We start from the raw sequence: 15,642 nt of genomic DNA, 5'->3' as shown, positions 1-15,642 counted from the left end.
ATGTAATTTTTATAATCCATAACAGTGTATAGCCTGCAAGGCGACTGAGGAAGACGTATTTCGATCAATCACCTTAAATATGATTTTGAATATTTTAAGTATTGTCCTGATCAGTATTGTTCTCTGCTTCCTGATCTGGATTCTGGATCAGCAAGCCGGCCAGTTTGACCATTTCGGATTGCACATTAACCATCTGCGATTCAATCTTTTTCAAGTTCACTTGGCTGAAATCCACCTGACCATTTAAGAGGGGAGAAGCCAGAACTTGCTGATTGGCGGTCATAATGTTGTCACGAATCTGGTCAATTTCCTGACTTTTCAAGTTCAGGTTGCCTAACACCTGATTAAAACTGCTGAGTTGCTGTTGTAGCTGGGTCGCAGTGGACTGCAGTTGCTGGGTATCTTTAGCTTCGACCGCCATTTGCAGTTCGGTCTGGGTCTGTTTTAACTGTTCTACATAACTGCCGGCCTTGAGCTGCAAGTCGGCGACATCACGAACCATATAAAACATATTGCCCGATTTAAGTTCGGTTTGTGCTGCTGAACTCTGTTGCTGAGAGGCTGGTTCCAGATCTGAGGTCGTGGTATCTGCCTGTTCAGCCGGTGCTTCGACAGCCTGTTCACAGCCCATCAGTAAAATTCCAGAGCTAAATAATGCGAAAGGAAGGACAGCATTGGCAAGAATCTTGGACATGGAATCAGGGTCTCGATACAGGTGATGGAATTTGAGTAGTATTTAATATAAGGACAAACTATGGAGATAAAAAAGATTGTTGCAAACTCATAACAATTCTTCTGGGTTGCGAACGTTGCTCTATTCAAAAACAAGAAAAAGATTATTAAAAGCTGGTAAAGAAGTACTTTGCTCTCACCAAATTGGCTTGTTTGGCCTGCAATCACTTTAAAGATATGTCCGGTGAATCTCAATTTAGCTAAATAGCAGTTTTGAAAAAAATAAGTATCTACCAAGAAAATAGATACTTATTTCAAGCTTGATGCTTATGAGAATAATCGAGAATTATTTTGCAAGTTCTGCATTCACTGCATCGACAATCCGTGGATCATCCGCAGTGATGTCTGGTGCAAAACGCGCCACTACTTCACCATTTTTATTGATCAGGAATTTTTCAAAGTTCCAGAGTACTTCTGGTGGCTGGTTTGGGGTTAGGCCATAATCGACCAGATCTTTCCACCAAGGACCTTCACCGATACGTTCCGGTACAGCCTGCGTAAGGGTGGTATATAAAGGATGCTTGTCTTCACCCGCGACAGAGATTTTAGCAAATAGCGGGAAGTCGACTTTATAATTCACTGAACAGAATTCCTGAATCTCGGCTTCGCTACCCGGTTCCTGTTCCAAAAAGTTATTGGCAGGGAAGCCAAGAATTTCCAGACCTTCCGCTTTTTTGTCCTGATACAGTTTTTGTAAGCCTTCATATTGCGGCGTCAAGCCACATTTAGATGCGACGTTAACCACCAGCAAAACCTTACCTTGGTACTGGTTTAAAGTGGTTTCTGTTCCTTCAATGGTTTTGACTGGAATGTCATATACAGAGCGAGTCATTAGATTTCCTGTTTATTGCGACTGAACGGTATTTGTTTTAACGGGTATTCGCTTTCAGTACAAGTAAAAACAGGTGAGCTCAGTTACTTAAAGCTGCAAATTGCCTCAATATTATGTGAAAAATCTATTATGCTAGGATGCGCGAATACGCATAGCTTAATAACAAGACCAGCGACTCATGGATGAAAGTATGACACAGCAACAAAAGGCAGTCTGGTGGGCCATGGCCTTACCACTGGCCGCAGTTTTGATTTGGTCTCTGAATATGACTGTCACCCGCTATGTGGCAGATTATATTTCTCCCATCAGTATCAGTTTCTACCGCTGGGCCTTGGCCTTACTGATTTTAACTCCATTCATGTTGCCCAAAGTCAAAGCAGCGTGGCCGGAGATCCGTCCATATCTCGGGCATTTTGCTGTTTTGAGTGCGCTGGGAATGGTGCTTTATCAGGGGTTGGCTTATAGTTCGGCACACTATACCACTGCAACCAATATGGGCCTGATCAATGCCTTTATTCCTATTTTTACCATTATCGTGGGTATTTTTGTTTTAAGGATTCGCCCAACACAGGCTGCAGTGCTGGGGAGTCTTCTGTCTTTTATTGGCTTGATGTATGTCATGGCACAAGGGCAGGGTTTACAGTTTTTAACTGTTGGTGAAAGTTATATTGGCGATCTGTTGATGTTGATCGCAGTATTTTTCTATGCCTGTTATGGCGTGTTTCTGAAAAAATGGCAGATTCAGATTCCACTCTTAGTGAGCCTGTATATTCAGATTTTTATGGCCTTTCTCTATCATATTCCTTTGGTGTTATTTTTAGGTCTGGACAGCATCAATCATGCTAATGCAGCCAGTATTATCTATGCCGGAATTTTCCCTTCCATTGCCGCACCCTTGTTCTGGATGATGGCCGTGCAGCAACTTGGTCCCAATCGCAGCAGCATTTTTATGAACCTGATGCCGATCTTTACCGCAGTAGTGGCATATTTGTGGCTGGGTGAAGCCTGGACCATGTATCATAGTATCGGCGGTGGCATCATTTTACTCGGAATCCTCTGGGCTCAATATCCCGGCAGATCCGCTTAATTAGGAATTAAAAGAGCTAATTAATAATTCTAGATGATTAAATATTGAGCGGTTGATCAAGATTTTTTAATTGAAATCCTCTTTTAAATGTTAATTTTCAAATGTTAAAACAAATAGAAGAATATCGCTTTATTTTAAAAAGAGAATAGAAAGAGCAGGATATTTTGAATATCGATTAAAAAGCATTAGTTATTGATAGAAAATATGTATTATTCGATTGTTTTATTGTACTTGTTGTTGTGTTCAGTTTCTTTCATAATGCGCCCGTTGAAAATGATCAAGCAAAAAATCTTTGTTTTATCAGACCCCCAGAGATTTTCTGAACCCTCTGGATGTGATTTATGCACATCCTTTTTATGCTCAGCCATCCCTATATGGCCGAGCTTTTTTTTGTCTTAAAACTTTAGTCGGGCTTGAGTGTCCCGACTAAATCAGACAGGACTCAGTCACGAATAACTGTGCCACTTACTGCATCAATGATCCGGCTTGGTTGCTGGCTTAAGCCTAAGTCACCATTCAGATAATTCAGATTCTGGTCAAAATAGCGGATCGCATCCTGCAGTGAGCGCGCAGGTTCCATTCCGGCAGGGTTGGCACTGGTCGAAACGATAAAACCGCCAAAAGCCTGACACAATGCGACACAGAGCGGGTGAGTGGTTACGCGGACGGCTACTTTAGGATGATGACCTTTAATCCAGTCAGGAATGTCTTTATTTGCAGGAAGTAACCAGGTGGTCGCACGCTCAGCAGGTTTGTCATTGCTCCAGGATTCAATCACTTTTTCACGCATTTCTTCGCTTAAATCCTGCAGCAGATGTTCTACCTGTGAAAGATGAGCTGCCAGCAGAATTACACCTTTTTCAATCGGTCGCTGCTTCAATTCTAAAATCTGATGAAATGCCTGTTCATTATAGGGGTCGCAACCCAAGCCCCAAACAGCCTCTGTAGGATATGCCAAGACTTGTCCGTCTTTAAGCCATGCTGCTGCTTCGGCAACAGAGGTAGTGATCATGTGGATACCTTATATTAAACAACAAAGCACTATTGTGAACCTTATTTCAGAATCCGACAACGTAGATACAGGCCGGCTTGTTGAGTAGTAAAGCCAAGCAGCTCCAGTTCCATCAGTTGACTGGTCAGAGCAGAGACCTCTTGCTGTAACTGAAGGCTGAGCTGATCCAGGGTCTGTCCGACCCAATCAAGTTGATTATAAAGATGAATTAAATGCGGTGGAATGGTACTTGCTTGCTCAGGCGGACTGTCTTTTTTTAAATGATTTGCATTTGATTGCCACTGGGTGGCTAAGGCCAGATCCTCGATTACTTGCTGTGGATGCTCAATTAAAATCGCGCCTTCACGAATCAGTTTATGACAGCCCTGATGATGTTCACTGTAAATATGCCCCGGGATGGCGAATGTGGTCTTGCCTTGTTCCGCTGCCCATTGTGCGGTCAGCAATGAACCGCTTTTCAAGGCGGCTTCTGCCACAATCACCCCGAGGCTTAAGCCACTGACAATTCGGTTACGCCGTGGAAAATGCTGCTGTAAGGGGGGAGTAAATGGCAAAAACTCAGTAATGACCGTACCTCCATGTTCGATGATTTGCTGACGTAGTGTTTGATGGGCGGCAGGGTAGGTCTGTTCAATGCCTGTGCCCATCACTGCAATCGTTCGCCGATGTTGTAATGCGGCCTGATGTGCTGCTTCATCAATCCCTTGTGCCAGGCCACTATTAATATAAAAACCCTGTTCACTCAAATAAAAAGCAAAGTCATAAGCGACTTGCCGGCCGTGCAGACTTGGCTTGCGACTCCCCACAATCGCGATTTGCGGTTGCAGCAATTGATCTGCATACCCTTGCCCGAACAGGATTGGCGGCTTATGCGCATAATGGCTCAATTGCTGTGGATATTCGGCATCTGTATGTAAAAGCACAAAGTCACTGTGCAACTGGATCTGCTCAAGACTGCGCTGAAAATGGAGCTGCGACTCACTTGACTGGAAATCTTGCAGGCGCTGAATGTGGTTTTTATGAATGCCCAACTTACGCCAGGTTTCGGTTTGAGAACCATCAATTGCATGGGCGAGGTCTGCATAATGCTGACTGATTTTATAAAAGCTGCTGAGGGAGTGTTGCAGTAAATACCACAGCGTAATGGCATGGATTTGCGCTGTCGACAATGTATTCAACATGGTGAGACCTATTTCGGTGTCTTCTTATTATGGGTATGAGTTCAAACAAGAGGGATGATGCCGATCAATCCACATCATCCCGTTTAAAAGCTTAGTCTTCTAATAGTGGCGGCTGAATGTTGGCACCAACCTTGATTGGTAATTCACTTTCCAGCACATAAGCGTAGCTCAATTGATCGAAGGTTTTAAATACCATGACCTGACCAATACGCTCGCCCGGTAATTGCACCCGTTCTTTGGTTTTCGGATCAGTCACCACTTCACCTTTTTGATTCACGCTAAAGACATGACCCGTCTGAACCCCATGTGCCGTACCATGGTCAATGGTGACGACACTATGACGTGCTGCTGTACCAATCGACCCCAATACACGCACAATCTGGCCACCGGCAGCAATATTTTCTGCATTGGTCGGGTAGAACAGAGTCGGTAACATTGGGTCGTATTCAGGTAAGACGCGATCACCACGACGGACTTCAGCATTGTAACTATCTGTCAGTTCAAGTGTGGTCACATCACCTTCGCCACGTACCGCAATACCAGATGCCACCTGTTGCAGCTCGAGTGCAGCCGTATATTTCTTGCCGTTTGCATCCGTAAATACATACGGTTCAGCTTCACGATACACCGCATAGCGCTGACCCACTACCAGGCCGTGACCACGTGCATAGACTTTCTGACCTTTGCCAGCCAGTACGCGCTGATCTGCAGTTCCAAGAATGTAGGGTGTGCCCTGAACTGAATCAGGTGCCAGAAGGGTGTAGCGTTCTAGCCACTGCTTGATGTGCTCAAGCGGAATCACGGGAATCGTATTATTTAAAGATTCAACACGAATCTGGGGCTGCAGAGAAGTACTGCCAAGATAGCGGCTGATAATACCTTCACAACCATCACCTTCGTCTTTACCAATAATCGGACGGCCTTGGTAATCACACATCAGCAGGCGGTCACCCGGGAAAATCCAATGTGGATTTTTCACGTGCTTATTACTGGCCCAGATTTCCGGCCAACGGACCGGATTTTTCAGGAAGCGTTTCGAGATATCCCAAAGCGTATCGCCTTTTTTCACCACATAAACGTTCGGTGCATTGGCTTTTAATGCCGGTGGATTGACGTTGCGTGCAGGTGCTGCCTCGGCAGAATGAATGGTCCCCATACTGACGCCTACACAAACTGCAAGTGCCAGCATCTGATTTTTAAACCCCAAGGCACTAAAAAATGGCATGCCCTTCAAAACCTTTTTCATTATCATAATTCCTAAAATTATGTGCGTAGTTGCGTTATAATAACGATCTTACACACATTTTTTTGATGAAGCATTCCCTTCATTTGGTTTTTTGATCAATGGCATAATTGAGGACGCAGTATGGCCTTATTACCTATTTTAAGTTTCCCGGATCCCCGTCTTCGTACCATTGCACAACCTGTCGAAGAAGTGACTGATGAAATTCGTCAGCTCGCTGCGGATATGTTTGAAACCATGTATGAAGCACCAGGTATCGGACTTGCCGCGACTCAGGTGGATCGTCATATTCAGCTGATTGTTATGGATCTGTCTGAAAATAAAGATCAACCGATGGTGTTTATTAACCCCAAAATCACACCATTGACTGAAGAAACGCAGCCCTACGAAGAAGGCTGTCTATCAGTTCCTCAAATATACGATAAAGTTGATCGTCCGTCACGCGTAAAAATCGAGGCAATTAATCTGGAAGGTCAAGCATTTGAGCTCGATGCTGACGGACTTCTCGCTGTGTGTATCCAACATGAAATGGATCACTTAAATGGCAAATTATTTGTCGATTATTTATCGCCATTAAAACGTCAACGTGCACGTGAAAAAGTGGAAAAACTGGTACGCCAGCGTAATAAAGACAAGGTGGCAGTGAAACGCTAGGATCATTTTAAAGTTTATTTAAATGGTCTAGCAAAGCCTAATTCTGATTAGGCTTTGTTATAATCAACATAAGCATATTTTAGGAATAGCCTGTGTTTTTACGCGCGGGGCTGCTATTTGCATTTGCAGCTGTGTTTCTACAGATTGCTGTATTTTTACAGCCTTTGTTACCGAAGCAATATCAGGTTGCTCCGGTCTGTGAAACCATCACGCGTGCACTTTTTATCGCCACAGATGCTCATGCGCAGCATAGCGCTGGCGAGCATACTCACCTTGTCCAATCTGATCATCTTCAACATGATCATCATGATGCCAATCATCAGTGTCAGTACTGTAAGGTTTATGCCAATTTAGTCTTACCACCAGATCTAGACATCAAACAGGTTCTTGACCGGATTCATATCCGTTTAATTGCTTATCAAAAAACCTTTAAGCATGTCTGGTTTGTCCTTCAGCAACTTTTCTTAATGCCTCAGGGGCGAGCGCCACCACTGCCTGTATAAATCTGCATTTTTCAGCTTGGGTTTGTATTGACTCAAGCCGTGCCTAATTTATGTATTTAGTGAGATAGAGAAATGGCTCAGCCTAAATTTTCTTTACAGCCACTTGCGGCTGCGATTTATGTTGCTTGTTATTCTTCGGTGGTGATGGCCAATGATGCTATGCCGGTGCAGATGTTTGCACCGATTGTGGTGACGTCAGCAGCAGGTAATGATGCCAATGGGCTGATTGTCCGCGCCGACCCTAAACAGCCGATTCAACCCATTCCTGCCAGTGATGGTGCGGATTATTTGCAAAGTATTGTCGGCTTTAGTTCGGTCAACAGCGGTGCCGGCACCAATGGTGATGTCACTTTCCGTGGCATGTTTGGTTCAAGGATAAAAATCCTGACTGATGGCACCGAAAACCTGGGCGCCTGTCCAAGTCGTATGGATTCGCCGACCTCTTATATTTCTCCGGAAAGCTATGACCGTATTTCGGTGATTAAAGGCCCGCAGACGGTTCAATATGCCAATACTGGCTCTGCGGCAACGGTGATTTTCGAACGTACACCGGAACAGTTTGATCAAGATCAAAACTATCGCGGTCAGGCCAGTGTCTTGATGGGCTCTTTCGGACGTCTTGATCATAATGTGGAAGTTGCAGCAGGCGATGATCAGAAATATGTCCGACTCAATACCAATCGTTCGGTATCGAATAGTTATCAAGATGGTGATGGAACCACTGTGCCTTCAGATTGGGAGCGCTGGAATGCGGATGTCGCATTAGGTTGGACACCGGATGAGGATACCTGGGTAGAGCTGACGGGTGGTAAGGCGGATGGTGAAGCGGTTTATGCTGGCCGTGCAATGGATGGTTCCAAGTTCGCACGCGAAAGTCTGGGTTTACGTGTGGAAAAGCACAACGTCACGGATGTGATCCAAAAGATAGAAGCTCAGGTCAACTACAACTTTAATGACCATGTCATGGATAACTTTAGTTTACGTGAGTTCCAGCCTGGGGGTATGATGAGTATGCCTATGGCCACCAATGTGGCGCGTAAGACATTGAATGCGCGTATGGCAATGACCAGTGAATGGGATAAATTGCAGCTGATTACTGGTATTGATAGTCAGAACAATGAACATACTAAACGTAACGGAAGTCTGATGACGCTGTATCAAACTCAGCCACGAACTAAAGATATGGAATTCCAGTCTGTGGGAGCTTTTGGAGAACTGAGTTATCTGTTCAGTGATAACAATAAGCTGGTGTCTGGTGTTCGTCTTGATCAGGTCAATGTAGACGCTGTTCAATCTCAACAGGAACGCAAAGAAACTTTACCGAGTGCCTTTATTCGTTTTGAAAATCATCATCCCGATCATGATGATGGCAAGACCTATATTGGCCTGGGTTATGTCGAGCGTATGCCGGATTACTGGGAATTATTCAGTCCTAAAACGGGAAATGATAACGTTAATACTTTTGCCAATATTGATATTGAAAAGACATTACAGCTAGATTTTGGTTATCAACATGAGCATGGTCATTTCAATTCATGGGCATCCGCATATGCAGGTTTGATTAATGATTATGTGTTAACGACATATAAACCTACTGGCATGATGGGAATGCTTGAAGCACATACCCGTAATGTCGATGCCACTATCGCTGGTGCAGAAGCTGGAATTGGTTACCAGTTTACTGACCGCCTGCAGGCCGATATCAGCGCCATGTATGCCTGGGGTGAAAACACCACAGATAATACGCCGTTACCACAAATCTCTCCTTTAGAAGCCCGTGTTAACTTGCGCTATGTTCAAGACAAATATAATTTTGGATTGCTATGGCGTGTAGTAGATGGTCAAAACCGGATCAGTCTTAACGAAGGTAATATTGTGGGTTATGACAATAAGCAGAGCGCAGGCTTTGGCACTTTGTCTTTAAACGGTAGCTACCATGTCATGGATAGCGTGGATATATCAGTCGGAGTCGATAATGTCCTAGACCGGACTTATACCGAGCACTTAAATAAAATGGGTGCTTCCGGGACAGGTTTACCGACAACCGAGCAGTTTAATAATATGGGACGTAATTACTGGGCACGTGTCAGTATGAAATTCTAATTGTTGCTCAGTACTCCAAAAGCCATTGCTCAATAGCGATGGCTTTTTAATTTTTAGGGTTGCAATAAATTTTCCATATTTAAATAGGGCCTATGTATCTTGGAAGAAGACTGGATAAAACAAGTTTTGTGTATATAAACGCCAGGTTGATGAAGAATCAAACAAGAATAGAATGTGAATTGAACGACATAAGTCATGTGATAAAGACTTTTATAATTTAAATTAAAATAAAACAATATCTTATTGATTTAGTGGGTAGGTTTTGTTGAAGGTGCTCAATAAAATTCAAAAATAATGAAAATAAATTAACTATATATAACAATTACTTGTATTTTTATTGGTTTGAAAAATAAACACACGAAAAAAAATCTTTGCAAGAAGTGTTGCAAGGGCTCTGAAATGCTGTAGAATGCACATCCATCGGCGGTGATGTTGATTAAAACTTGTTGAGAAACAAGGATTTAGCTCAAAGGGTTTAAATCTGGAAGTCTTGAAGAAGTTTAAAAATAATCGACTGAACCTGTTGACTCTTTCGAAATAAAGAGTAATATAGCCGACCTAGCTTGCTGGTGACGAACCAACAAGAAGATCATTAAGAGATTATGAAGAACAACTTGTGTGGATTTTTACTGGTTGATTGATCGAAATTATTTTCATTGATTGATGGTAGAAATTACTCGAAGTTTATTTGAGAAATATTTGTCAGAAAATTGATGAGCCAAGATTGGCACCCTTTAAAGGTGCTACATAGTATTAAACTGAAGAGTTTGATCATGGCTCAGATTGAACGCTGGCGGCAGGCTTAACACATGCAAGTCGAGCGGGGAAAGGTAGCTTGCTACCTGACCTAGCGGCGGACGGGTGAGTAATGCTTAGGAATCTGCCTATTAGTGGGGGACAACATCTCGAAAGGGATGCTAATACCGCATACGTCCTACGGGAGAAAGCAGGGGACCTTCGGGCCTTGCGCTAATAGATGAGCCTAAGTCGGATTAGCTAGTTGGTGGGGTAAAGGCCTACCAAGGCGACGATCTGTAGCGGGTCTGAGAGGATGATCCGCCACACTGGGACTGAGACACGGCCCAGACTCCTACGGGAGGCAGCAGTGGGGAATATTGGACAATGGGGGGAACCCTGATCCAGCCATGCCGCGTGTGTGAAGAAGGCCTTTTGGTTGTAAAGCACTTTAAGCGAGGAGGAGGCTACCGAGATTAATACTCTTGGATAGTGGACGTTACTCGCAGAATAAGCACCGGCTAACTCTGTGCCAGCAGCCGCGGTAATACAGAGGGTGCAAGCGTTAATCGGATTTACTGGGCGTAAAGCGCGCGTAGGTGGCCAATTAAGTCAAATGTGAAATCCCCGAGCTTAACTTGGGAATTGCATTCGATACTGGTTGGCTAGAGTATGGGAGAGGATGGTAGAATTCCAGGTGTAGCGGTGAAATGCGTAGAGATCTGGAGGAATACCGATGGCGAAGGCAGCCATCTGGCCTAATACTGACACTGAGGTGCGAAAGCATGGGGAGCAAACAGGATTAGATACCCTGGTAGTCCATGCCGTAAACGATGTCTACTAGCCGTTGGGGCCTTTGAGGCTTTAGTGGCGCAGCTAACGCGATAAGTAGACCGCCTGGGGAGTACGGTCGCAAGACTAAAACTCAAATGAATTGACGGGGGCCCGCACAAGCGGTGGAGCATGTGGTTTAATTCGATGCAACGCGAAGAACCTTACCTGGTCTTGACATAGTAAGAACTTTCCAGAGATGGATTGGTGCCTTCGGGAACTTACATACAGGTGCTGCATGGCTGTCGTCAGCTCGTGTCGTGAGATGTTGGGTTAAGTCCCGCAACGAGCGCAACCCTTTTCCTTATTTGCCAGCGGGTTAAGCCGGGAACTTTAAGGATACTGCCAGTGACAAACTGGAGGAAGGCGGGGACGACGTCAAGTCATCATGGCCCTTACGACCAGGGCTACACACGTGCTACAATGGTCGGTACAAAGGGTTGCTACCTCGCGAGAGGATGCTAATCTCAAAAAGCCGATCGTAGTCCGGATTGGAGTCTGCAACTCGACTCCATGAAGTCGGAATCGCTAGTAATCGCGGATCAGAATGCCGCGGTGAATACGTTCCCGGGCCTTGTACACACCGCCCGTCACACCATGGGAGTTTGTTGCACCAGAAGTAGGTAGTCTAACCTTAGGGGGGACGCTTACCACGGTGTGGCAGATGACTGGGGTGAAGTCGTAACAAGGTAGCCGTAGGGGAACCTGCGGCTGGATCACCTCCTTAACGAAAGATTGACGATTGGTAAGAATCCACAACAAGTTGTTCTTCATACGATGTATCTGAGGGTCTGTAGCTCAGTTGGTTAGAGCACACGCTTGATAAGCGTGGGGTCACAAGTTCAAGTCTTGTCAGACCCACCACTACTGACGAAGTACGGAAAATCAGAAACATTGACTTATTGATAAGCTGGGGACTTAGCTTAGTTGGTAGAGCGCCTGCTTTGCACGCAGGAGGTCAGGAGTTCGACTCTCCTAGTCTCCACCAAATTTCAAGATCATAAAAGCACTGCTTTTACTTGAAATTTAAGCAAGAAGCTACGCTTCGCGCAGTATGTAATCATACAGTGATGAAGTTGTTTAGTTCCTAAGCGATCAAGTATTTAGATCCTAGAGATTAACAAGTACAAGCGTTATGATACGCGGACTTGATAATCTCTGTGATTTATCACAGTTTCCTGACCTGACGAAGGCTGGAAAAATCATTAACAGAATATATTTGAGTTGAAATAATTTGTTCAAACTCGTTTTTAAGATCAACACTAACAGTGATTTATTACTGTGATGTGAAGATTAAGGAAATGAGTTCTAGCGAAATTAACTGAATCAAGCGTTTTGGTATATGAATCTAATTGAAGCTGTACAGTAGTTAAATCTACGAAACGCCAACTGTATGAGTAAGTCGCAAGACGAACTCTGTTGCTTATCCTACTTGTAAGGATAAACGACTGTTTGGGGTTGTATAGTCAAGTAATTAAGTGCATGTGGTGGATGCCTTGGCAGTCAGAGGCGAAGAAAGACGTGATAGCCTGCGAAAAGCTCCGGGGAGGCGGCAAATATCCTGTGATCCGGAGATGTCTGAATGGGGAAACCCACTTACCATAAGGTAGGTATTGCAACATGAATACATAGTGTTGCAAGGCGAACGAGGGGAAGTGAAACATCTCAGTACCCTTAGGAAAAGAAATCAATTGAGATTCCCTCAGTAGCGGCGAGCGAAAGGGGAAGAGCCCATTAAGTCATATAAGTTCTAGTGGAACGCTCTGGGAAGTGCGACCGTAGACGGTGATAGTCCTGTACACGAAAGGGCTTATATGATGATGTCGAGTAGGGCGAGGCACGTGAAACCTTGTCTGAATATGGGGGGACCATCCTCCAAGGCTAAATACTCCTGACTGACCGATAGTGAACCAGTACCGTGAGGGAAAGGCGAAAAGAACCCCTGTGAGGGGAGTGAAATAGATCCTGAAACCGCATGCATACAAGCAGTGGGAGCCGGCTTAGTCCGGTGACTGCGTACCTTTTGTATAATGGGTCAGCGACTTATATTCAGTAGCGAGGTTAACCGCATAGGGGAGCCGTAGGGAAACCGAGTCTTAATAGGGCGTTTAGTTGCTGGGTATAGACCCGAAACCAGGTGATCTATCCATGAGCAGGTTGAAGGTTGGGTAACACTAACTGGAGGACCGAACCCACTGTCGTTGAAAAGCCAGGGGATGACTTGTGGATAGGGGTGAAAGGCTAATCAAACTTGGTGATAGCTGGTTCTCCCCGAAAGCTATTTAGGTAGCGCCTCGGACGAATACCATTGGGGGTAGAGCACTGTTTCGGCTAGGGGGTCATCCCGACTTACCAAACCGATGCAAACTCCGAATACCAATGAGTACTATCCGGGAGACAGACTGCGGGTGCTAACGTCCGTAGTCAAGAGGAAAACAATCCAGACCGCCAGCTAAGGCCCCAAAATTATAGTTAAGTGGGAAACGATGTGGGAAGGCATAGACAGCTAGGAGGTTGGCTTAGAAGCAGCCACCCTTTAAAGAAAGCGTAATAGCTCACTAGTCGAGTCGGCCTGCGCGGAAGATGTAACGGGGCTAAAACTATATGCCGAAGCTGCGGATGCATAATTTATTATGCGTGGTAGGGGAGCGTTCTGTAAGCCGATGAAGGTGGATTGAGAAGTCTGCTGGAGGTATCAGAAGTGCGAATGCTGACGTGAGTAACGACAATGCGAGTGAAAAACTCGCACGCTGAAAGACCAAGGGTTCCAGTCCAACGTTAATCGGGGCTGGGTGAGTCGACCCCTAAGGCGAGGCCGAGAGGCGTAGTCGATGGGAAATTGGTTAATATTCCAATACTTCTGTGTAATGCGATGAGAGGACGGAGAAGGTTAAGTCAGCCTGGCGTTGGTTGTCCAGGTGGAAGGTTGTAGGCATGTATCTTAGGCAAATCCGGGGTACTCTATGCTGAGAACTGATAGCAAGCTGTACTTGTACAGTGAAGTGGCTGATACCATGCTTCCAGGAAAAGTCTCTAAGCTTCAGTTACACAGGAATCGTACCCGAAACCGACACAGGTGGTCAGGTCGAGTAGACCAAAGCGCTTGAGAGAACTCTGCTGAAGGAACTAGGCAAAATGGTACCGTAACTTCGGGAGAAGGTACGCTGTTGTCTGTGATAGGACTTGCTCCTTGAGCGGCCGACAGCCTCAGAAACCAGGCCCCTGCAACTGTTTATTAAAAACATAGCACTCTGCAAACACGAAAGTGGACGTATAGGGTGTGATGCCTGCCCGGTGCTGGAAGGTTAATTGATGGGGTTAGCGTAAGCGAAGCTCTTGATCGAAGCCCCAGTAAACGGCGGCCGTAACTATAACGGTCCTAAGGTAGCGAAATTCCTTGTCGGGTAAGTTCCGACCTGCACGAATGGCATAATGATGGGGGCGCTGTCTCCAGCAGAGACTCAGTGAAATCGAATTCGCCGTGAAGATGCGGTGTACCCGCGGCTAGACGGAAAGACCCCGTGAACCTTTACTGCAGCTTGACATTGAACTTTGATCTTACTTGTGTAGGATAGGTGGGAGGCTTTGAAGTCGCGACGCTAGTTGCGATGGAGCCGTCCTTGAAATACCACCCTGGTAATATTGAGGTTCTAACTCTGTCCCGTTATCCGGGACGAGGACCATGTCTGGTGGGTAGTTTGACTGGGGCGGTCTCCTCCTAAAGAGTAACGGAGGAGTACGAAGGTGCGCTCAGCGTGGTCGGAAATCACGCGTAGAGTATAAAGGCAAAAGCGCGCTTAACTGCGAGACCCACAAGTCGAGCAGGTACGAAAGTAGGTCTTAGTGATCCGGTGGTTCTGTATGGAAGGGCCATCGCTCAACGGATAAAAGGTACTCTGGGGATAACAGGCTGATACCGCCCAAGAGTTCATATCGACGGCGGTGTTTGGCACCTCGATGTCGGCTCATCTCATCCTGGGGCTGAAGCAGGTCCCAAGGGTATGGCTGTTCGCCATTTAAAGAGGTACGCGAGCTGGGTTTAGAACGTCGTGAGACAGTTCGGTCCCTATCTACCGTGGGCGTTGGAAATTTGAGAGGATCTGCTCCTAGTACGAGAGGACCAGAGTGGACGAACCTCTGGTGTACCGGTTGTCACGCCAGTGGCATCGCCGGGTAGCTATGTTCGGAAGGGATAACCGCTGAAAGCATCTAAGCGGGAAGCCTACCTCAAGATAAGATTTCCCCGAGACTTTATGTCTCCTAAAGAGCCGTTGAAGACTACGACGTTGATAGGTTGGATGTGGAAGCATAGTGATATGTGAAGCTGACCAATACTAATTGCTCGTGAGGCTTGACTATACAACACCCAAACAGTTGTTGTACGAAGCTCGATTGATTCGATATTAAGCAAAACAGCTTGATTTAGTTACGCTGAACGAACAAACTACTGCAACTCAGATATACCTGTTAATGAACGATGTTCAAAGCACTGCTTTGAACAGAGTGCAAGATTTGAAGAAAGCTAAGGCAACCATAAGACCTCAGTAAGTAATCATACCAGTTGTGCTGGCGACCATAGCAAGAGTGAACCACCTGATCCCTTCCCGAACTCAGAAGTGAAACCTCTTAGCGCTGATGGTAGTGTGGGGTTACCCATGTGAGAGTAAGTCATCGCCAGCTCATTATTCCAAAATCCCCCTCCGCATTAGCAGAGGGGGATTTTTTTATG

9 protein-coding genes, 2 tRNA genes and 3 rRNA genes are annotated in these 15,642 nt (G+C 45.5%); 9 read left to right on the top strand and 5 right to left on the bottom strand.

The features are described from left to right. Window positions 1-94 precede the first annotated feature (94 nt). Together F894_RS00405 and F894_RS00400 are read right to left on the bottom strand one after the other, a co-directional pair. Entirely contained in the window at window positions 95-694 is a 600-nt protein-coding gene (locus F894_RS00405; RefSeq protein WP_005245299.1) for a hypothetical protein, read from the bottom strand. Window positions 695-1,018: 324 nt separating this feature from the next. Next, window positions 1,019-1,564, bottom strand: coding sequence for a glutathione peroxidase (locus F894_RS00400; protein ID WP_004281007.1), 546 nt, complete (start codon window positions 1,562-1,564; stop codon window positions 1,019-1,021). 190 nt (window positions 1,565-1,754) lie between these two features. Here F894_RS00400 and F894_RS00395 point away from each other — a divergent pair, with 190 nt between their 5' ends. Continuing rightward, window positions 1,755-2,651 (top strand): DMT family transporter, encoded by an 897-nt coding sequence (locus F894_RS00395; protein ID WP_005245297.1) that lies wholly within the window; start codon window positions 1,755-1,757, stop codon window positions 2,649-2,651. 442 nt (window positions 2,652-3,093) lie between these two features. Here the strand turns inward: F894_RS00395 and F894_RS00390 are convergent, their stop codons facing one another. The 3 genes from F894_RS00390 to F894_RS00380 all read right to left on the bottom strand — a co-directional run bounded on the left by F894_RS00390 (window position 3,094) and on the right by F894_RS00380 (window position 6,090). Then, the gene (locus tag F894_RS00390) at window positions 3,094-3,663 is read right to left on the bottom strand and encodes an L-threonylcarbamoyladenylate synthase type 1 TsaC (RefSeq protein ID WP_005245295.1); all 570 of its coding nucleotides are present in this window, start codon (window positions 3,661-3,663) and stop codon (window positions 3,094-3,096) included. A 41-nt stretch (window positions 3,664-3,704) separates the two neighbouring features. After that, window positions 3,705-4,844, bottom strand: coding sequence for a DNA-processing protein DprA (gene dprA, locus F894_RS00385; protein WP_005245292.1), 1,140 nt, complete (start codon window positions 4,842-4,844; stop codon window positions 3,705-3,707). A gap of 91 nt (window positions 4,845-4,935) precedes the next feature. Beyond that, window positions 4,936-6,090: a LysM peptidoglycan-binding domain-containing protein gene (locus F894_RS00380; RefSeq protein ID WP_005245290.1), complete on the bottom strand. Its 1,155-nt coding sequence runs from the start codon at window positions 6,088-6,090 to the stop codon at window positions 4,936-4,938. Window positions 6,091-6,210: 120 nt separating this feature from the next. On the opposite strand from F894_RS00380, the gene def reads away from it, so the two are divergent. From def to rrf, 8 genes are all read left to right on the top strand, one after another. Continuing rightward, window positions 6,211-6,741 carry a peptide deformylase gene (def, locus tag F894_RS00375; protein ID WP_004644875.1) on the top strand — a complete coding sequence of 177 codons (531 nt, stop codon included), beginning with the start codon at window positions 6,211-6,213 and terminating at the stop codon, window positions 6,739-6,741. Between the two features lie 92 nt (window positions 6,742-6,833). Beyond that, window positions 6,834-7,244, top strand: coding sequence for a DUF2946 family protein (locus F894_RS00370; protein WP_005245288.1), 411 nt, complete (start codon window positions 6,834-6,836; stop codon window positions 7,242-7,244). Between the two features lie 72 nt (window positions 7,245-7,316). Continuing rightward, the gene (locus tag F894_RS00365; protein WP_005245286.1) at window positions 7,317-9,347 is read left to right on the top strand and encodes a TonB-dependent copper receptor; all 2,031 of its coding nucleotides are present in this window, start codon (window positions 7,317-7,319) and stop codon (window positions 9,345-9,347) included. 755 nt (window positions 9,348-10,102) lie between these two features. Next, window positions 10,103-11,640 (top strand): 16S ribosomal RNA (locus F894_RS00360). A gap of 60 nt (window positions 11,641-11,700) precedes the next feature. Next, window positions 11,701-11,777, top strand: a tRNA-Ile gene (locus F894_RS00355). A 48-nt stretch (window positions 11,778-11,825) separates the two neighbouring features. Then, window positions 11,826-11,901 (top strand) — tRNA-Ala (locus F894_RS00350). Between the two features lie 476 nt (window positions 11,902-12,377). Further along, window positions 12,378-15,272: ribosomal RNA gene (locus tag F894_RS00345) — 23S ribosomal RNA — on the top strand. A gap of 206 nt (window positions 15,273-15,478) precedes the next feature. Further along, window positions 15,479-15,593: ribosomal RNA gene (gene rrf / locus F894_RS00340) — 5S ribosomal RNA — on the top strand. Together the 16S, 23S and 5S rRNA genes with 2 tRNA genes alongside form the textbook arrangement of a ribosomal RNA operon. Window positions 15,594-15,642 lie beyond the last annotated feature (49 nt).

The organism is Acinetobacter sp. CIP 51.11, assembly GCF_000369665.1.
In the GTDB taxonomy this organism is placed as follows: Bacteria; Pseudomonadota; Gammaproteobacteria; order Pseudomonadales; family Moraxellaceae; genus Acinetobacter; species Acinetobacter lwoffii_S.
Note: the sequence above shows the minus strand (reverse complement) of the source record. Positions and strands in the feature narration are given on the sequence as shown.

Bases quoted from the DNA above. Each gene is read 5' to 3' on its own strand.
- F894_RS00405 (WP_005245299.1), bottom strand. From the start codon at position 694: ATGTCCAAGATTCTTGCCAATGCTGTCCTTCCTTTCGCATTATTTAGC.
- def (WP_004644875.1), top strand. From the start codon at position 6,211: ATGGCCTTATTACCTATTTTAAGTTTCCCGGATCCCCGTCTTCGTACC.
- dprA (WP_005245292.1), bottom strand. From the start codon at position 4,844: ATGTTGAATACATTGTCGACAGCGCAAATCCATGCCATTACGCTGTGG.
- F894_RS00380 (WP_005245290.1), bottom strand. From the start codon at position 6,090: ATGAAAAAGGTTTTGAAGGGCATGCCATTTTTTAGTGCCTTGGGGTTT.
- F894_RS00400 (WP_004281007.1), bottom strand. From the start codon at position 1,564: ATGACTCGCTCTGTATATGACATTCCAGTCAAAACCATTGAAGGAACA.
- F894_RS00365 (WP_005245286.1), top strand. From the start codon at position 7,317: ATGGCTCAGCCTAAATTTTCTTTACAGCCACTTGCGGCTGCGATTTAT.
- F894_RS00395 (WP_005245297.1), top strand. From the start codon at position 1,755: ATGACACAGCAACAAAAGGCAGTCTGGTGGGCCATGGCCTTACCACTG.
- F894_RS00390 (WP_005245295.1), bottom strand. From the start codon at position 3,663: ATGATCACTACCTCTGTTGCCGAAGCAGCAGCATGGCTTAAAGACGGA.